This is a genomic window from Paracoccus saliphilus (genome assembly GCF_028553805.1).
In the GTDB taxonomy this organism is placed as follows: domain Bacteria; phylum Pseudomonadota; class Alphaproteobacteria; order Rhodobacterales; family Rhodobacteraceae; genus Paracoccus; species Paracoccus saliphilus.
Map to the genome: position 1 here is coordinate 2,242,283 of NZ_CP067140.1, position 18,449 is coordinate 2,260,731.

Sequence of the window (18,449 nt, forward strand, 5' to 3'; positions counted from 1 at the left end):
AAATACCGCTCAGTCGCCGTCGACGACCGCACGGACGTTCTCATATGCCTCTGTCAGATCAAGCGCCTCGATTTCTTTGGCCGCAACCTCCTTGAACTCGCTCAGATCGATGTCGGAAAGGGTCATGCCGTTCTCCTCCATGGTCGCGAAATCTTTCTTGCTCTGCTCAATGACGAGATCCGACATGTAGCGCCCGGCCTCCACGGCAGAGTTGCGGATGACATCCTGATGCTCTGACGGAAGCTGGTCCCACCAGGTTTCGCCGACGACAATCCCGGTGATGAGCTGGATATGCTCGGTCCGTGTCAGATAGTCGGCAACCTCGTAGAAGCGAGAACCGACGATACCGGCAGGCTGAGCCTCGACCGCATCGATCGCACCAAGCTGCATCGCCGAATAAATCTCGGCCCAGTCAAGCGGTGTAGGCGTTCCGCCCAATGTGCGGCCCGCAGCCACCCAGACCGGCGCACCTGGTGTGCGAATCCGCAACCCCTCGACATCTGCCCGGCTTTCGATCCTCGTGTTGGTCAGAAGATTGCGAGGCCCTTGATACCAGTTGAAAGCCAGAGTCACGAAGCCACTATTTTCCTTCAACTCGTCGGCCCAGGACCAGAACTCGTCGGAAGACGTGAATTTATCCGCCTCATCGTAATCCGCGAACACATAGGGCGCACCGATGATCCCGAATTTCGGCAGAAACGATGCTAGTCGCATCGCATCCGTAAATGCCGCGACATTCGCGCCCGCCTGAGCCTGGTCCATCAGGTCCTGGGTATTCCCCAACTGACCATTTGGATAGACCATGACTTCGACGGAGCCCTCTGTGCCGGTTTCGACAAGCTCCTTGAACTTGTTGAAGCCTTTGATGATCGGATCGCTTTCGGCCTGCACCGACCCGATCCGCATCGTATAGTCCTGCGCCATAGCAGGCGCGGCAATGGCGGCGGCAGATACGACAAGCGTCGCCGCAGCTAGAATTCTGGCAAACATGGTTTCCTCCCTGGGGCAGCCAAACTCAACGCAATGGAGGAGAAATATCCGACAGGGCTCCATCTGGCTATTGGTAGCCCGCAGAGGTTATCACATCATGAGAATGGGGCAAAAAACACTGGGCAAAAACAGAAGTCCCATTCATATCGAGGGAATTTTAGGATAATATCAAGATCATCATCCAGTGGCGTTTCTTGCTCAAATAATGGAGCTACGGGCCAGTTAATCCTGTTTGGTCTACTCGGCCAATGTGGGCTGCCTGCTTCGTCGGAAAGCACTTCGCAATCCGGCCAAAAGGAGAACGGCGGCCAGTGTGAGGAATAGCGCAGAGATCGGGCTGGTTACGAAGGTGGACCAATCACCTTCGGAATAACTGAGTGCGCGGCGGAAATTGGTCTCGAGGATCGGTGACAGTACGAAGCCCAGCACCATCGGACCGAGTGGATAACCGCCCCGTTCGAAAAGGTATCCAACCACACCAAAGCCCAGCATCAACCACACGTCGAAGAGGCGATTGTCAGACACGAAGGTTCCCGTCACCATCAATACCGCGAGCATGGGTAACAGGTAGTCGCGAGGAACACCCAGCACCTTGGGAAAAATGCGGATCGTGACAAGCTGGATAGCCAGCAACAATATGGTGCTGATCAAGAAAGCCGCGTAGATCATTGCCACCAAGCTCGGCTCCTTGCTGAGAAGCAGTGGCCCAGGTTGCAAGCCATGGATGGTGAAGCCGCCGATGAGAATTGCTGTCACTCCGTCGCCGGGAATGCCCAGTGTCAGCAAGGGTAAAAGCGCGCCACCGACCGAGGCATTATTGGCGGTTTCAGAAGCGTAAATCCCCTCTAGTGAGCCTTTGCCGAATTTCTCGGGACTTTTCGATTGCTGACGCGCGGCGGCATAGGCGATCAAGTTCGAAGCGGTCCCCCCAATCCCGGGCAACACACCGATCGAAATGCCGATGACGGCCGAACGCACCATGTTCCAGCCGTTCGCCAGAAATTCGCCTATCGTCACCCCGATGCCCCTTCCTCCAAGCGTCATCCTGGAGGGTAATTTCAGGGATGGCTCCATCAGCGCGGAAATTACCGTGGACACTGCGAACAGTCCGACCATGAAAGGGATGATTGAAACGCCGGCCATCAGGTCGACTGAACCGAATGCGAAGCGCGGCGTGGCCCCGATGGGCGCGAAGCCGATTGTGGCAAGTGCAATCCCGAAAGCCGTCGCCATCAGGCCCTTTGCCAGATTTGCCTGCGACAGAATCACCACAAGCATCATTGCCGCCAAGGTTAGTGTCGCATATTCTGGTGCCCCGATCCTGATGGCGAACCGGGCGATAATCGGCGCACACAGAACCAGGACGACAAGCGACAGAATGGCGCCGACAGCCGAAGCGATGATGCCCGTGGCCAAGGCCTTCACTGGTTGACCGGATCGCGCAAGCGGATAGGCATCGAAAGTAGTTGCAATCGACGATGGCGTGCCCGGAATGCGCAATAGCGTCGCAGAAACCAGCCCACCGGATATGCCGCCAAGATATGCTGCCACCAGCATTGCCATCCCCACATTCGGAGAGAGGGAGAAAGTCAGCGGCAGCAGAATGGCCACTGCCATGGCGGCTGACAGTCCCGGCAAGGCGCCAAAAAACAAGCCGAAAAGCAGGCCTCCGAGCATGAAGGCAAGGGTCGAGGGGGATGCAAGCGCAACGAGATTCTCGAAGAACAAGGCTATCATGATCGGATCCTCACAAAAGAAGCATCACGCCGGGCAAGGATACGCCTATGACACCAGCCAACAGCCAGCCGAGACAAAGGCTGGCTACGATCGCCACTACCGCGGCAACGGCCAACGCTCGGGCGCGCAGCCCGGTAAAGGCGGAAATGCCAATCACGAGGAATGCCGCCGTGCTCAACGTGAAACCGAGCGTCGTGAACAACGCCACATATCCCAGCAGCGCGCTAGAGAAGATGATCCGTGCACGCCAGTTTGGCGCGGGAAGCATGGTCATCCCGGCGTCGGACATATCTGCCTGAGAACTCTTGATCGCATCCTGTGAGCGAGTGCTCAGAGCTTCCGATGACCGGCGTCTGATCAGGTCACGCAAAATCTGGATTACACCCAGTAATATCATCAACACGGCGAGAAACGCCGGCAAAACCCATGGCCCCGGGTCTCCGGCCTGAAGCTGCCGACCTGCGGGCGCAATCGCGATTTGCAGCAAGATCAAGGAACCAACAGCGACGAAGAACAAATTCGGAATTATAGTCATTTACTCCCTCCCTTCCTGCAGTGCATCGACCGCTTGTGAGGCAGGATGAGCCCCTGCCCCGGTCTTAAGGTGCGAACTTCCGCTGCGGAAACTCAGAAACGTCCGAAGACGACGTGTTCGCTCGTCCAGGCTCGCATCTGCTCGGACAGCGTCAGTCCAAGCCCGGGCCGGTTCGGCACGATCATCCTCCCCTCATTGACCTCCAGCCGATCCTCGAACATCGCCTCGGACCATTCGAAATGTTCGACCCAGGGTTCCGAACCATATGCCGCCGTCAGGTGCAGGTGAATCTCCATGCAGTAATGCGGGGCGAGTTTCAGTTTCTTGTGCTCCGCCAGGGCGCAGATCTTGAGAAACGGGGTGATTCCCCCGACGCGCGGCGCATCCGGTTGAATGAAATCGACGGAGTCGTGCCGGATGAGTTCGTAATGCTCCGCCACCGAGGTCAGCATCTCGCCAGTCGCTATCGGGGTAGCAAGATCACGCGCAAGAGCAGCGTGGCCTTCGTAATCATAGGCATCCAGAGGTTCTTCAATCCACGTCAAGTTGAACTGTTCTGCGATCCGACCGAAGCGCAGCGCGGTCGTGCGGTCCCATTGCTGGTTTGCATCAATGGCAAGAGGGACATTCTCGCCGATATGCTCACGCACCGCTGCAATGCGCTTCAAATCGATCATCGGATCGGGCTGCCCCACCTTGAGCTTGATCGCGCCGATCCCCTGTTCGAGCGCCATAGTGATGCGCTCTTTTACCTCATCGATAGACATCGAGAGATATCCGCCTGAGGTATTATAGCAGCGCACAGAGTCACGATGTGCGCCCAGCAGCTTGGCGAGCGGCAATTCGGCCCGACGCGCCTTGAGATCCCATAGCGCGATATCGAAAGCTGCGATCGCCTGCGTCGACAGACCAGACCGGCCGACTGACGCCCCTGCCCAGACGAGCTTCTCCCAGAGGCGCCCGATGTCATTGGGATCTTCGCCAATAGCGGAGTCCGCGATCTCGCAAGCATGTTTGTACTGGCCGGGCCCGCCTGCTCGCTTGGAATAGGAATAGCCTATGCCTTCATACCCTTGTTCAGTCTTTATCTCACAGAACAGGAATGCGATTTCGGTCAAAGGTTTCTGACGACCTGCGAGAACCTTTGCGTCCGAAATCGCCGAATGCAGAGGCAGATAGACGAGAGATAATCGTATCCCCGAGATGCGATCAGTGGTCGCCTCACCCGAAGGAAGGCCGGCATTGAGAGGATTGACTGGAAGCAGGCGCTTTCCGTCGGTCAGGTCTTTCATGGGATATACCTATTCGTAGGGGCTGGATTTTGCATGAAGCTGGATATGGCACATGGCGCAGGCCGCCTGCCCGCTTCTCGAAAGAAGCCCGGCAGGTCTCATGCCCATCGCCGGAGTGTTCGCCCAACATGCCGGTTGGGCAATCGACACTACATCATTCGATGAAGGAACTTACGAAATCGTGCTCTTTCTCAAGGAAGGGGCCGATCTCCTTGCTATCGCGAAGGCTTAAAACCTGCTTTGCCCTCATGAAGTCCTTTTCGGCATCAGGATCTTCCTTCATACGAGCGATCACCTGGTCGATCGCGACGATAGCCGCTTGATCGAGATCAGGCGGGCCATATACGGCAAACACCAGAGGAAATGACAAATCGACGCCTTGCGATGATGCTGTCGGCCATTCCGGTGCAAACGGGTTTGCCGTTTCGTTCAAAACAGCCAGCACCTTCAATTGTCCGGCTTCGACATATTGCTGAGCATTGTTGACACCCATCGGGATTGCATCGACTTGTTCACCCAGAAGTGCGGTGGTCCGATCGGACTCCGATCCGGCATCCACGACACGCAGGGTATCCTCAGACGCAACTGCTATGGCCATGCCTTTGATCTCAGTCGTACCACCAAGTTGCGATCCGAAAGTCACCTCTCCAGGATGGTCCTTGGCATACTTGATCAAGCCGGACAGCGTATCATAAGGCGCGTCGACCCGCGCGACGATCACGTCGTCAAACTGGGCAATCGTTGCGAGCGCGGTGAAATCCTCGTGGCCAAAGGGCCAGGTTCCGGTCAGGTTCGCGACATGAACGGAGGTGTGATATAGAAGCAGTTCACTTCCATCGGGTTTGCCGCTGGCAACGGTCTGCGCAGCAACCACGCCACCCCCGGCGAACTGGTTCACGACGGCTACCTTCGCACCGGTGTATTTGCCGAGATATTCGGCAAAGAGGCGCGCATCCGTATCCGTTCCTCCTCCGGGATTGGCGGGAACGACAATACGCACAGTATCGACCGGATAATCGATCTGCTGCGCTTCCACTGTCGTTACACCAGCAGTGATACTTATCGCCGCGAGCACAAGGCCTCCGGCCCGTAGGCAACCCATGACACTCATTGTCTCTCCTCCATATTTCACCGGACCCTCCTCCGGCGTTCGATTTAGGTGTGACTTTGATTGTTGAGCTGTAGACAAGAGATTAATATAAATCCAATATTGATTTTATATTATTTCAATACAAAATGGGAATTAAAATGCTGGACCTGGTTCATGTTAGATCATTCGTCGCATTGGCGGCCGAACTGAATTTCAGCCGCGCCGCCCGACGTCTAAACATGACGCAACCGCCATTGAGCCGGCAAATTCGCCTGCTGGAAGAACATCTTGGATCTAAGCTGTTTGACCGGACCAGCCAGTCGGTGGCTCTGACGGCGGCTGGAAGAAAATTCCTGCCGGAAGCTCAGGCACTTCTACGACAAGTAGAAGATATGGAAGCGCTGGTCCGCGAGAATGCACAGGAACCTGAAGGCAAAGTCCGTCTGGGCTTCTATGGGGCAGCATGTTTCAGGCTGTTGCCCAGCCTGATGGTCGAGATTTCACGTGTCTATCCCCGTATCGAAATGGAACTGCGGGAACTCAACGCGACTCAGCAAATCGATGCATTCTCTTTCGGCGAGCTGGATATCGGGCTGGCCCGACCGACTGTCCTGGCCAGTGGGCTTCGCGCACAGATCGCCTTGCGCGAGGCCCTTCTTGTCGCCTTGCCCAAGGATCATCCGCTCACGACCCGAACCACCTTGCGTCCCGAAGACCTACACCAGCAGCCTTTCATCGCCTATGGACCTGGGGGTCCTTACCTGAACTCGCTACAGCGCTCGATCTTCGCACAACACGGCATCACACCACGCATTACGCAATCGCTGGCGCATGCCGAGGCCATCCTTTCTCTGGTCGGTGTCGGCCTCGGCATTGCAATCGTTTCCAGCCATGCGCGGCATGCGCCAAGGGACAACCTTGTTTTCCGGCCCATGACCGGCTTCAAGATCGATGAGGCCATCACCCACAAAATCACCAGGGCCGATATGCGCAAGCCGGCGGTCAAGCTGATATCTCAATTGATCTGTGACGTTGGTAGGCGCCTGGAATTGGATGAAAGGTTACCCAAAGTTCGGTGATGCATCGGCAGACGTGGCACGACGGCTCTTTGGACAAGCGACTGGAGTGTAATTCTGTCCCGGTGGAAACAAACACCTGAGCCGGGCCCTGAAATCGCTCCGCCCACTGCCAGGTGCGATGATACCCGTGGTGCTGTCGACGACCGCTTTCTCTTGTTGCAACCGTCATTCATCGCTGCGGCATGGCCCATCGCACGCGGCGATCATCTGAGCGGATAGCCAATACTGCGACATTCATTCCGGCGCGGTGTGGTCCGTGCTGACCGTCCTTGCTTCCCAGCCTGCCATCTCCCGGACAAGATCGTCCAACTTCTCTCGCGCGCGCCGCAAGGCGTCTGATCCCAGCAACAGATGAAGTGGCGGATCTTCGGATCGGATTGCATCGAGAATAACCTGCGCTGCGCGGTCCGGGTCACCCAACTGGTTGTGGTTTACCTGTCGAAGCCCTGCTAAGGCAGCACCGACGGTCTCGGCATATGCGTCCTGCCCGCTGTTACCCAGACGTGCGGAAGTTTCGTCCAGGAAATCGGTGCGAAACTGGCCAGGGGCGACAGCTGTTACCTTGATGCCAAGCGGCGCAACTTCTTGGGCAAGGGAGACCGAGAACCCTTCAAGTGCGTGCTTGGCGGCAGCGTAAAGTGCGATCGCCGGACCCGGAGCGCGGCCTGCGATCGAGGTGATATTGACGACATGGCCGGATCCCTGCCTGCGCATATAGGCCAGGGCTGTGCGGGTGATCCGGATGGGTGCGAAAACATCCACCTCAAATAGGTGCTGCATCTCGGCATCGGTCGATGTCTCGGCCGCACCAAGCAGCCCGTATCCGGCATTGTTGACGATGACATCAAGCCGGCCAAAGGCCGCGAACGCGTCGTGCACCACGCGAACAGCGTTCTCTGGATCGGACATGTCCGCCCTGAGGATGCACAGGCGATCCGCTTCGGCGGAGAGATTGGGTGGGTTGCTTCGCACGGTGCCGACGACTTTGTCGCCGCTACCGAGCGCAGCCTTGGCCAGAGAAAGACCCAGACCTCGCGACATTCCTGTGATGAACCAGACTTTCATTCATACCTCCTAAAAGATTTCCGATAGCACTCAGAAGTGCTACTCGACATGTGCAGATAACCTGTGATGAGTTTGCGTGCATGACCCCGCTTCTCTCCTGCATCGCCATCGTGAAACGGACCGGTTCTCCCCTTCGACTTGACCTGCATAAAAATGGGGCCAATCCGTGCGCAGGCGCGTCGCTTCGCCGCTTTGCAGAGTCAGGGATCCAGTCCCAATGGTGATGCGCAGTTTACCCAGCTGGAAGGAAATCAGTTCACGGGTGCCTGGACCATGTGCCTCGGCTTGGTACACCTTACTGAGAATAAGTGTCCATGACCAAAGCTCGAACATTTTTTGCCCCGAGGTCGAGACGTCAAGCCACGTCATGCCGCCCTTGGATCCCACCCAGAGCGTCTTGGGACGCATCCGCGCGACCGGGCGCGACTGGTCCGGGGCGACTAGTAGATCGCCAATCGACACCGAAAGCGCCGCCGCGACCCGGCACAGGACACCGATGCTGGGATTGGCTTTGCCCTGCTCAATGGCCACAAACGTATCTTTTGATAGGCTAGTGCGCCAACGCATCGAGGCTTAGCAGGTGGTGTTGTCGGAGGTGCCGAAGGCGCGTGGCCAGTGCTGTTCCCAGTTCTCGTCCAGTGTCTGTTGCCGCATCGGTCATTATATTGACTTTCGCTTCTTGGGCCACTGAGATCGTTATAGTGACCAGTGCGAACCATGCAACCTCGCCCGCACAATCACAACTGAGGAGCAAGTAGATGCGAATCGAAACCAAGGCGGTCCACATGCCTGTGGCGTCCATCCGTTGACCGGCGAAGTGTGATACCCTTCTGCACGCCAGCACGACCTTGGAACGCGCTCCGGACGGCACCTTTCCTTTGAATTTCAAATATACCCGGGTCGCCAACCCGAGACGAAGCGCTTTTGAATTGGCAACTGGCCGCGCTTGAGGGAGGGCAGTCTGAGCCTGCTTCGACCGAATCGAATATTTTTGAGTGAGAGTATTGACCAAAATAAGTCCGCTACTGAGCCTTGGCCCTACTGGGTCGCCCCCAATACCACCAGCAAAACCTTGGCCGCTCCACAGGTACTTTTCAGCACATGCGGTATCGTTCCTGGGAACTCCATATAATCTCCTTCTGAAACCGTATATTCGCTTTTGCCAACCTTGATTATTACCCTTCCACTCAGAACATACAGAAGCTCCCGCCCACCATGAAACGCTTCTGAATTATGTTCGTATTTTTCCTGAAGCTCTAATAAGAAGGTCGTGTGGTTGGTGCCAATCGACGGGCCGCCTATGGAGCAAAAAGAGTAACTTCCGCCATCGTCAGGCCTTACCGGCCCTATTTCTTGATTCGCACGCACCAAATGTACCTCTCCGGTACCTATTTCTTCGCCAATGAGGGTCCCGACACTGATCTCCAAGGCAGAAGCAAGCCTAAGCAGCGAAGCAACTGAAAGCGCCTTCTCGCCTCGCTCAAATCTGGATAGGTGCGCCTTGCTAAGATTTGCAACTTCTGCAACTTGGCTGATAGTCTTGCCTCGCTGTCGTCGCAACACTCTAGCCCGCAAACCTGGATGCGACAGATCTGTAGCCTGTTTCACTGGTCCCCCTAACACAAGTCTAGCAGCACGTTTCCTGTAGTGCATCAAGCTAGTGTTGACAAATAACTTGCTATAGGACAACCTGTTGTCCAAAGGGCGACTTGATGACTGAGGCTGCCATGTGAATTCCAGAATAGGTTTGAATATACTGTCGGAGTATGCCGATGGGCACAGATGGAGCGTTATGGATGTGCGCGTCTGAAGTGGCGTGCCTGGCTGGCTTGCCATTCATATCGGATCCATCCGTTCGAAGGCCGAATGAACATCGAGGGGATGCACGCCGCTCCGCTGGAATTTCTTACATGATCCGCAGGCCAACAGCTTGGTCATGCTGAAGCTTGATTGTTACTGGTCGCCGTTATGCCCTGAGTCCATCGATAAGATATCGCTTAGAAGCTCGTTTCATGCTGGGGAGACTATGGAGATCGAAATCGACGATACAGACCGTAAAATTTTACGTGAACTGCAGAAAGATGCCCGCCTCACGCATCAGGAATTGAGTGAGCGAATCAGCCTCTCCCCTTCCCCTTGCGCTCGGCGCGTCAAAAAGGTGGAACAGTTAGGTTATATCACTGGTTATTCGGCGCATATCGATGAAGCAAAAATAGGTTTCGGCTTCAGCGTGTTTATTTCTGTCCGATTGGATCGACAGATCGATGATCGATTGGTGAAATTCGAGCGCGAAGTTAACTGCTGTGCGGAAATCGTGGATTGCTGGCTCATGACCGGAGGTTTCGATTATCTGTTGCGAGTTGCCGTGCGCGATCTGAATGAATACGAACGCTTTCTGACAGGCCGCCTGACCAAGATTTCTGGCGTTGCCTCGATTGAATCCTCCGTTCCAATCCGGCGTGTAAAAAACCAAACCGCACGCCTTTGGTAAGAAGTCAGGAAACGCTTCATGATCAATCAATTTAACAAAGTGTCTTTTTGGACGCAAAGTGTCTTTTAAAGATTTATCATAGTGGACCTGACCTAATTTACAATTCAACGCGACGATAGCCCTGTGCGAAACGCCAAGCCTATCGCTCGGATCAGTTAAGGAAGATACAAATGGGAAAGAGTAACAACCACACCTTTGGGACCCGCGCTATCCATTTCGGCTACAACCCTCAGGACTTTCATTGCGCAATTTCTCCGCCGGTGTTTTTTAATGCAACCTACGGGTTTTCGACAGTTGCCGACAACGAAAGCGCCGCGGCTCAGGGAGGTATGCTCTATGCGCGAGAATTCAATCCCACGGTGGATCTTCTTGAGAAACGACTGGCCAATCTTGAAGGAGCCGAGGACTGTATTGCGCTTGCTTCAGGAATGGCAGCGATCGGGACGATGTTTCTGTCGCTCATGTCCGCTGGTGACGAACTTATCGTGCACGAAACGCTTTATTCCAATACCGTGGCATTAATAGACGAGGCGCTTCCGCGTTTTGGTATCAAGGTGACTCCGGTAGATCTGACCAATCAGGTCAATCTGGAGGCAGCGATCAGCGACAAGACCAAGCTGGTGTTCTTCGAATCTCCCGTGAACCCATTGGGCGAGGTTATCGACATCAAGGCTGTGAGTGAGACGGCAAAGCACCGCGGCGTTCTGGTCTGCGTGGATAGCACATTTGCCTCGCCGTGGCTTCAGCGCCCTATCGAATTAGGGGCGGATCTTGTGATGCACTCGCTGACCAAATACATCAGCGGCCACGGCGATGTCTTGGGCGGAGCTGTTCTTGGCCGCAAGGAGCACATCCACATTTTGCGTGATCGGGGGCTGCGCTACATTACCGGCGCTGTGCTGTCGCCGATGACGGCAATGCTGATCATGCGGGGCCTGAAAACTCTTCCTCTACGGATGAAACAGCACGCCGATTCGGCAATCTACATCGCAGAGAAACTGCAAGCGCACCCCAAGGTGGCTTGGGTCAGTTATGCGTTCCTGCCCTCCCATAAGCATTATGATCTCGCCCGGTGTCAGATGTCGGCGGGTTCGGGTATGATGTCTTTCGGCCTTCACGCCGGCTTCGACGGGGCCCGCGAATTGATGGATGGTTTGAACATGATTGCCATAGCGGTCAGCCTTGGCGAACCGGAGACTCTGATCATGCATCCCGCCAGTCTAAAGCGCGCGCGGCAGGCGATCCGCTCCGATGCAGCACGGTTGGTCGAGGGAGTCAACGAAGATCTAATCCGCCTTTCCATCGGGCTTGAAGATCAGGAAGACATCTGGGCAGACCTCGAAACGGGTCTGACGAAGGTTTCCGACTGAGTCAGAGGTCGCTCCTTGTTACGACAGGAAGCGAGCCGTTGGTCAAATGCTCATATCAACGCTACACGCTGCGACAGGAGACGGCATGGTTGACCTAGTTCTTTATGACGCAATCGGATCTGGAAACTGCTTCAAGATCCGTTTTTTTGCTTCCATCCCGAACCTGCGCCTGACAATGAGGCCGATCATGCCCATCGAAGGCGAAACGCGGACAAAGACCTTCGCGCGGGTCAATCCACTCCAACAAGTTCCGGTGTTGATAGACGGCGACGTCAAGGTTCAGGACAGCCAAGCCATATTGGTCTATCTGGCTCTGAAATATGGACGGGAATGGATTGATCCCACGTCCGAAGGGATGGCCGCCATCCACGAATGGCTCTCTTATGCTGCAAAAAAAGTCTCAAACGGGCCTCAGATGGCGCGGCTTCATTTCTACGATCCACAAGAAGAAATCGACATCGAGCGCGCACAAGCGATCGGGCGCAATGTATTGAGGTTTCTCAACCGCATTCTCGCAGATCGTGACTGGCGTTGCCTTGCCCGCCCAACCATCGCCGCTATAGCGGTCTTTCCCTATGTCGCGATCTCCAAGGAAGGCAGACTGCCACTGGATCAGCACCACAACGTCGTCGCTTGGATCGACCACATTCCGACGATCCCTGGTTACGAACCGATGCCGGGAATGTCGTCCCCGCTACTGCCTCAGAATAAGAGATCCCAAGATGCCTGACCTTTTGCTCTACGATTTTCACCTCTCGGGAAACTGCCATAAGATCAGAGTCTTCGCCGCAATACTTGGTTTGCCTCTTGAGCTGAAAAATGTGCAAGTACTCGACGGTGAAACTCGGACGGAAGACTTCTATCAGATCAGCCCGATGCAGCAAATTCCGGTGCTGAAAGATGGCGATATTATCGTACAGGACAGCCAGGCCATTCTACTGTATATGGCTATGAAATATGGCCACGACTGGATAGACCGGACACCCGAAGGCATGGCAGCGATCCATGAATGGCTGTCCTATGGCGCAAAAGAAGCCTCGAACGGGCCGCAGATGTCGCGCCTGAGTTTCCTGGACCCCCACGAGAACATCGACCTTGAACGCGCACAGGCTGTCGGGCACAAGGTACTGGCGCAGCTTGACCGCATCCTGAGCACGCGTGATTGGCTGTGTCTGGGCAAACCAACGATCGCGGACCTGGCGGTTTTTCCATATGTCGCTTTGTCCCGCGAAGGCAACCTACCGCTGGATGATCATCCCAATGTGCTAGCATGGATTGATCGTATCCGCGCAATTCCCGGCTACTACCCCATGGAAGGGATGTTACCGGCCCTGTAATCGAAGGCTGTGATGTGTTGACCCAAAAACTCATGCTGCACGGGAAAACGGCATGATCGAGTGCGTGATCCGGTCCGTGCGTTTCGCCCGGAACACAGAGTCTGCACCGTTGAACGGATCGAGGCCGAGAGATTCCTGAACGGTAAGCAAGAGGCCGTCTACGCTTCTACTGAAGGCGATTGGGCGCATGGCCAAGTGTAGACACGTAACGCCATTCTGGAGGATCAATGAAAAACCAGCCGGATTGCAAGTATCGTCCGGATGAGCTGGACCTCTTCGATATCGGAAAGCACCAGCGGGATAATCCCAACCGGTTCCAAGTCTACACCGCAAGACTTCGGCCCGATATGCACCGTAAGATCTTTTCAAACGCTGCTAAACGATACTGCCAGCGCACCGTGCTGTACGCTGGCGCATATTGGTCGCGATCCGACTTGCCTGGCCTGGCAAAGGGCAAAGTCAGCACAGACCGAGATTCGATCAATGCCCGAGAATCTGGCTCAGGAACAATTTGGTTCGCTCGTTCTGAGGGGTGTCGAAGAACGCCTGCGGTTCATTCTGTTCAACAATCTGGCCCCTATCCATAAAAATCACCCGGTCCGCAACCTGACGCGCGAAACCCATTTCATGGGTCACGCAGATCATAGTCATGCCTTCCTCAGCCAACTCGATCATTGTATCCAGAACTTCTTTGATCATCTCCGGATCAAGAGCCGACGTCGGCTCGTCGAACAGCATGATACGCGGCATCATACAGAGCGAACGCGCGATGGCGACCCGTTGCTGCTGTCCGCCTGAAAGCTGGCCCGGATATTTCTGGGCCTGATCCGGGATCTTCACTTTCTCCAGAAAGTGCATCGCCCTGTCTCGGGCTTCCTTAAGCGGAGTTTTACGCACCCAGATTTGCGCCAGCGTACAGTTTTCCAGAATAGTCAGATGCGGAAACAAGTTGAAATGTTGAAAGACCATCCCAACCTCTGATCTAATTTTATCAATGTTCTTTAAATCATTTGACAGTTCCGTGCCGTCAACAATGATCGAGCCTTCCTGATGCTCCTCCAACGCATTGATGCAGCGGATCATCGTGGATTTTCCAGAGCCGGAGGGCCCGGAAATCACAATTCGGTCACCCTGTTTCACGGAAAGATTGATATCCCGCAACGCATGATAGGAACCATACCACTTGTTCAATCCGACTATCCGGATGGCAACGTCATTATCAGCAGACGCCAAGCCACGATTTTTCTGCGTTTTGACAGTAGTTTCAGACATTGCGTTTCCTTACTTGAGGCCAGTCTGAAGGCGGCGCTCCAGATACATCGAATACCGGGACATGCTGAAACATGCGATGAAGAACAGCAGGGCGATAAAGCCATAAAGCTCCCATACGATACCGTTCCAGTCTGCGTCGGCCCGGATTGCCGTACTCAGTCCGAGCGGATCAAGCAGACCAATCACGGATACCAGAGTTGTGTCTTTGAAAAGGTTGATAAACGTGCTGACGATACCAGGGATCGAAATTTTCAGAGCCTGCGGCATGATGATCAGGCGTCGCGATTGCCAATAGGTGAGACCCAGCGAGTCTGCCCCTTCGTACTGGCCCCTCGGTAGGGCGGCGAGACCACCTCGGATCGTCTCAGCCATATAGGCTGACGCAAACAGCGTGACCATAATAATCACCCGCATGATGATGTCGAACTCAGTCCCCGGAGGCATGAAGATGTTCAGCAGCGTGGAAGCCACGAATAGCAAGGTGATCAGCGGAACACCCCGGATGAATTCGATGAAGCCTGTGCACAGTGCCTTGACGATCAATAGGTTTGACTGACGCCCAAGCGCAAGTACGATTCCGATTGGCAGCGAGAACCCGATGGCAACGACACCGATCGTGACTGAAAGCATCATCCCGCCGAACTTTCGGCTCGCAACTGGTTCAAGCTCGATCAGAACCAGGGACGACAAAGCATCCGCAAACTGGCCACCCGCCCATATCACCCAGAACAAAGCCACCGCAATTGTGGCCAGTAAGGCCGCAAAGCTGCTCGAGTTCCGGGAGACCAGGACATAGGTGTAGAACCCAGCAGTCAGACCGGTGGCAACGGACACCGGCACCCAAATCGAGCCACCCCAAAGTAGCCAGGGCATCAAGAACGGGTAGACTGCGGTTAACCAAATCAATTGATGCGGCACCTTATCGGCAAACAGGATGCGCGACAGGGCAACAAACAGCAGCATAAGGGTCAGGATTGGTCGCCAGTACAGCTCGGACGGGTAGAAACCGAACAGGATCTGAATCCATCGCTCCCGGATCACCCCCCAGCAGGCACCTGTAAAATGCCCGTTTCGACCAATATCGTGCAGAATTTCCCGGCAATTCGCGAGCGACGTCGCATTCCAGGTGGGCGAAATGGCCCAAGACAAAAGGAAGTTCAGCGAATAGATGATTAGCCCCGCCGATAAGATGGTCAAGACCGAGTTCAGCCAACTGGAAAACAGGTTTTCCTGAAGCCAGCGCATTACGCCGGTCTTGTTGGCTGGCGGCTCCCGTCCGGGGAGCATTTCCAGGCGGACAAAGGAAGTATCGCTCATTTTACCGCTCCACCAGTTTGACATGCTTGTTGTACCAGTTCATGGCAAATGAGATGCCAAGCGAGATCGTCAAATAGACCATCATACCCAGTAGAAGGGTTTCCAGTTCCCGTCCGGTCTGGTTCAAAGTGATGCCTATGAGCGTGCCGGTAAGATCCAGATAACCAACGGCAATCGCGAGAGACGAGTTTTTGATGATATTCAGATAGTTCGAGATTAGGGGCGGGATGATCACTCGCAGGGCCTGTGGCATGATCACAAGACTCATGATCCGTTTGGGTCGCAGGCCGAGTGCCGCGGCGGCTTCGGTCTGTCCATGATCAATCGCCATGATGCCAGCACGCACTATCTCGGCGATAAAAGCTCCCGTATAGAGCGAAAGGGCAAGCCACAGAGCTAGCAGCGAGTTTCGAATATGGGTGCCGCCGCTGAAGTTGAAGCCTTTCAGTTCCGGCAGGCCCAGGTGAAACCCAAGGGTGAAAAGCAGCGAAAGGATCGGAGCAGCGATCAGCGGAATCTGGATGTACCAGGTGGTCGGTCGCTTGCCAGTCGTTTCCTGAATACGATCAGCACGCGTGCCAAGCCATTTCGCGGCCCAGATACTGAGTCCGAGAACTGCCAGAATGGCCACCAGATCAAGGCTCACCTCAAACTGGAGACTCGTCCCCTCGAAGAGCGAAATGTCCCCCAGACTCCGGCTGAAAAGCGCCTCGGGAACATAGATGCCTCGATTTGAGATGGCGACGCTGTCACCCAGGATCATCGAGGCCGCAGGACTGTCTCCACGGAATGCCGAGGGGGCCGGCAACGTTTCCACCAGAATGGCCATGATAAAAACGATCCACAATAACAGCGGAACATTGCGGAAACCTTCAATATAAATCGTCATCAACCGAGCGATTAGCCAGTTCTTAGACAAGCGCAACACTCCGACGACCACTCCGATGACCGTCGCGGTGAAACAGCCCAGAACGGCAACAAGAAGAGTGTTCAACAAGCCGACAAAGGCGGCCCGCAGATGAGTATCCTGCGCGGTATACTCGATTAGCTTTTGGTTGATTTTATATCCCGCTTCTTCAGTCAAAAAGCGAAAGCTCGGCTCCTTGCCGAGGACGGAAAGATTGGTTACCGTATTGTCAATCAGCCAGCCGAGTCCACAGAAGAACCCGATTAATGCAGCGATCTGAATGGTCTTCGATCTGTAGCGGGTATCGTAGATGAGCATGGATAATCTGAACGGCTTCTGCGGCGCGCTCATAGATGTCGTCATGGGATTGTCCTATAAACAGCGCGGCATTGCCAGAAGCTAGTGGCATCTGCGCCGGATATGCCTGCAAACGGTATGGGGCCGCCCAGATGCCTCCGGGAGCCCCAATATTGCGTTTCTTAACGGAACGGCGGGGAGTAAATAAGTCCGCCGCGAGTCCACAGGTCGTTCAGACCACGCGCCAGTTCAATTGGTGTATCTTCCCCGATGTTCGCGGCAAAAATCTCACCATAGTTCCCTGCGACAGCGATGGCGCGCTTGGCCCAATCGGATTCGAGCCCAAGCTGCTCTCCGAGATTGCCATCAGTACCGAGAAGGCGCTTGATCTCCGGATTCTCAGAGCTTGCGGTCACAGTGTCTAGGTTCTCGGAGGTCACACCCAGTTCTTCCGCAGCGACAAGAGCATTCAGCGTCCAGCGAACGACATCCGCCCACTCGCTGTCGCCATGACGCACAAGCGGCCCGAGCGGCTCCTTGGAGATGATCTCTGGTAGGATCATATGTTCCTTCGGGTTGGCAAAGGATGAACGTTGCGCAACAAGAGCGGATACGTCCGCCGAATACACGTCGCACGCGCCTGCCAGATATTGCTGCTGGGTTTCAGCGTTGTTGTCCATCGGTACCGGCTCAAAATCAATGTCGTTGACGCGGAAATACTCTGCAAGATTCAGCTCGTGGGTAGTCCCGGCCAGCGAACAAATCGTGACGCCGTCGAGTTCCGTGGCAGACTTCACGCCCAACTCTTTGCGCACCATGAAACCCTGGCCGTCGTAATAGTTCACACCGACGAAATCGAACTTGAGGTCGACGTCACGGCTGAACGTCCAGGTAGTGTTGCGTGCCAGCAGATCAATCTCGCCCGAGGCCAAGGCGGTAAAGCGCGTTTTCGGCGTCGTCGGCACGAATTCGATAGCTTGTGGGTCATTCAAGACCGCCGCGGCAACCGCTCGACAGATCGCGACATCAATCCCACGCCATTCGCCATTGGCATCAGGGGCGGCAAATCCGACCACACCGGTGGTCACACCGCACATCAGCTTACCCCGCTCCTTGACAAGATCGAGCGTACCCTCAGCCGATGCTGCTTGTGCAATACCGACCGCCGCCAGAAGCGAAAGCGCAGCGATTTTTTCTATGTTTCTTCTCATTATTCATATTCCTCCTGTTGCTCACTCATCTATGTGAAAGCAAGCTTCGACTTATGGTGCGACTTGCGGTCTTGAGGCACTCTTAGATGCTCCAAGCACTCCTCCCGTCGATATCCGCCACATGTCAGTCCCGAAGGGAGATCTGCGGCGGCTCTCTGCGCATTCGCGTATTGAATGGTTGCGTTTGCCGGCCTGACCGGGCGACATTCCGTCAAATGCAGGATATACAAACCCTGACGACAGTTTTCGTCTTTGTGCGTTTTATTTTACAGTAAGTTTGGCTACTTCAGGCGCAAATCTTGACATATTCGATAGAAGTTACTGCTCATTCGGAACATGTTACCGTTTAGGGCTTCGCAATCGACTGGACATTGTAGTGAGGTTCTTTGAGCGAATCTCGATGGTTAGTTCACTTTCATGCGAGAGCCTTGTCCGACCAGCGAGGCTTTGTTGCGCAAA

The 18,449-nt window shown here is 55.0% G+C and carries 18 protein-coding genes; 5 read left to right on the forward strand and 13 right to left on the reverse strand.

Features of this window, described 5'->3' with window-relative positions; genetic code table 11:
• Positions 1 to 9: 9 nt before the first annotated feature.
• The 5 genes from JHX88_RS10780 to JHX88_RS10800 all read right to left on the reverse strand — a co-directional run bounded on the left by JHX88_RS10780 (position 10) and on the right by JHX88_RS10800 (position 5,665).
• Positions 10 to 990: a C4-dicarboxylate TRAP transporter substrate-binding protein gene (locus JHX88_RS10780; protein WP_076523935.1), complete on the reverse strand. Its 981-nt coding sequence runs from the start codon at positions 988 to 990 to the stop codon at positions 10 to 12.
• Between the two features lie 237 nt (positions 991 to 1,227).
• A complete protein-coding gene (locus JHX88_RS10785; protein WP_076523933.1) occupies positions 1,228 to 2,727 on the reverse strand; it encodes a tripartite tricarboxylate transporter permease in 1,500 nt (499 codons plus the stop codon).
• 10 nt (positions 2,728 to 2,737) lie between these two features.
• Positions 2,738 to 3,262 carry a tripartite tricarboxylate transporter TctB family protein gene (locus JHX88_RS10790; protein ID WP_076523930.1) on the reverse strand — a complete coding sequence of 175 codons (525 nt, stop codon included), beginning with the start codon at positions 3,260 to 3,262 and terminating at the stop codon, positions 2,738 to 2,740.
• 92 nt (positions 3,263 to 3,354) lie between these two features.
• On the reverse strand, positions 3,355 to 4,554 hold the full coding sequence (locus JHX88_RS10795) for an L-talarate/galactarate dehydratase (RefSeq protein ID WP_076523927.1): 1,200 nt from the start codon (positions 4,552 to 4,554) through the stop codon (positions 3,355 to 3,357).
• Positions 4,555 to 4,708: 154 nt separating this feature from the next.
• Positions 4,709 to 5,665 (reverse strand): tripartite tricarboxylate transporter substrate binding protein, encoded by a 957-nt coding sequence (locus tag JHX88_RS10800; protein ID WP_076523925.1) that lies wholly within the window; start codon positions 5,663 to 5,665, stop codon positions 4,709 to 4,711.
• A gap of 173 nt (positions 5,666 to 5,838) precedes the next feature.
• On the opposite strand from JHX88_RS10800, the gene JHX88_RS10805 reads away from it, so the two are divergent.
• On the forward strand, positions 5,839 to 6,723 hold the full coding sequence (locus JHX88_RS10805; protein ID WP_176011408.1) for a LysR substrate-binding domain-containing protein: 885 nt from the start codon (positions 5,839 to 5,841) through the stop codon (positions 6,721 to 6,723).
• Between the two features lie 234 nt (positions 6,724 to 6,957).
• Here JHX88_RS10805 and JHX88_RS10810 read toward each other — a convergent pair whose 3' ends face one another.
• From JHX88_RS10810 to JHX88_RS10820, 3 genes are all read right to left on the reverse strand, one after another.
• A complete protein-coding gene (locus JHX88_RS10810) occupies positions 6,958 to 7,788 on the reverse strand; it encodes an SDR family NAD(P)-dependent oxidoreductase (protein WP_076523921.1) in 831 nt (276 codons plus the stop codon).
• A gap of 39 nt (positions 7,789 to 7,827) precedes the next feature.
• A complete protein-coding gene (locus tag JHX88_RS10815; RefSeq protein ID WP_076523919.1) occupies positions 7,828 to 8,319 on the reverse strand; it encodes a helix-turn-helix domain-containing protein in 492 nt (163 codons plus the stop codon).
• A gap of 507 nt (positions 8,320 to 8,826) precedes the next feature.
• A complete protein-coding gene (locus JHX88_RS10820) occupies positions 8,827 to 9,396 on the reverse strand; it encodes a helix-turn-helix domain-containing protein (RefSeq protein WP_076523914.1) in 570 nt (189 codons plus the stop codon).
• A 418-nt stretch (positions 9,397 to 9,814) separates the two neighbouring features.
• Between JHX88_RS10820 and JHX88_RS10825 the strand changes: the two genes are divergently transcribed.
• The 4 genes from JHX88_RS10825 to JHX88_RS10840 all read left to right on the forward strand — a co-directional run bounded on the left by JHX88_RS10825 (position 9,815) and on the right by JHX88_RS10840 (position 12,986).
• On the forward strand, positions 9,815 to 10,279 hold the full coding sequence (locus JHX88_RS10825) for an Lrp/AsnC family transcriptional regulator (RefSeq protein ID WP_076523912.1): 465 nt from the start codon (positions 9,815 to 9,817) through the stop codon (positions 10,277 to 10,279).
• A gap of 170 nt (positions 10,280 to 10,449) precedes the next feature.
• On the forward strand, positions 10,450 to 11,649 hold the full coding sequence (locus JHX88_RS10830; RefSeq protein WP_076523910.1) for a trans-sulfuration enzyme family protein: 1,200 nt from the start codon (positions 10,450 to 10,452) through the stop codon (positions 11,647 to 11,649).
• A gap of 85 nt (positions 11,650 to 11,734) precedes the next feature.
• Entirely contained in the window at positions 11,735 to 12,379 is a 645-nt protein-coding gene (locus JHX88_RS10835) for a glutathione S-transferase family protein (RefSeq protein ID WP_076523908.1), read from the forward strand.
• Positions 12,372 to 12,986, forward strand: coding sequence for a glutathione S-transferase family protein (locus JHX88_RS10840; protein WP_076523906.1), 615 nt, complete (start codon positions 12,372 to 12,374; stop codon positions 12,984 to 12,986). Before JHX88_RS10835 ends, JHX88_RS10840 begins: the two co-directional genes overlap by 8 nt.
• A gap of 30 nt (positions 12,987 to 13,016) precedes the next feature.
• On the opposite strand, the gene tnpB is transcribed toward JHX88_RS10840, so the two are convergent.
• The 5 genes from tnpB to JHX88_RS10860 all read right to left on the reverse strand — a co-directional run bounded on the left by tnpB (position 13,017) and on the right by JHX88_RS10860 (position 17,990).
• Complete coding sequence (gene tnpB, locus JHX88_RS22325; RefSeq protein WP_141225769.1) at positions 13,017 to 13,175, reverse strand: IS66 family insertion sequence element accessory protein TnpB; 159 nt, start codon at positions 13,173 to 13,175, stop codon at positions 13,017 to 13,019.
• Positions 13,176 to 13,466: 291 nt separating this feature from the next.
• Positions 13,467 to 14,258, reverse strand: coding sequence for an amino acid ABC transporter ATP-binding protein (locus tag JHX88_RS10845; RefSeq protein WP_076523902.1), 792 nt, complete (start codon positions 14,256 to 14,258; stop codon positions 13,467 to 13,469).
• 9 nt (positions 14,259 to 14,267) lie between these two features.
• On the reverse strand, positions 14,268 to 15,575 hold the full coding sequence (locus JHX88_RS10850) for an amino acid ABC transporter permease (protein WP_076523900.1): 1,308 nt from the start codon (positions 15,573 to 15,575) through the stop codon (positions 14,268 to 14,270).
• A gap of 1 nt (position 15,576) precedes the next feature.
• Complete coding sequence (locus JHX88_RS10855; protein ID WP_076523898.1) at positions 15,577 to 16,845, reverse strand: amino acid ABC transporter permease; 1,269 nt, start codon at positions 16,843 to 16,845, stop codon at positions 15,577 to 15,579.
• 116 nt (positions 16,846 to 16,961) lie between these two features.
• Positions 16,962 to 17,990 (reverse strand): amino acid ABC transporter substrate-binding protein, encoded by a 1,029-nt coding sequence (locus JHX88_RS10860; RefSeq protein WP_076523897.1) that lies wholly within the window; start codon positions 17,988 to 17,990, stop codon positions 16,962 to 16,964.
• Positions 17,991 to 18,449: the final 459 nt, after the last annotated feature.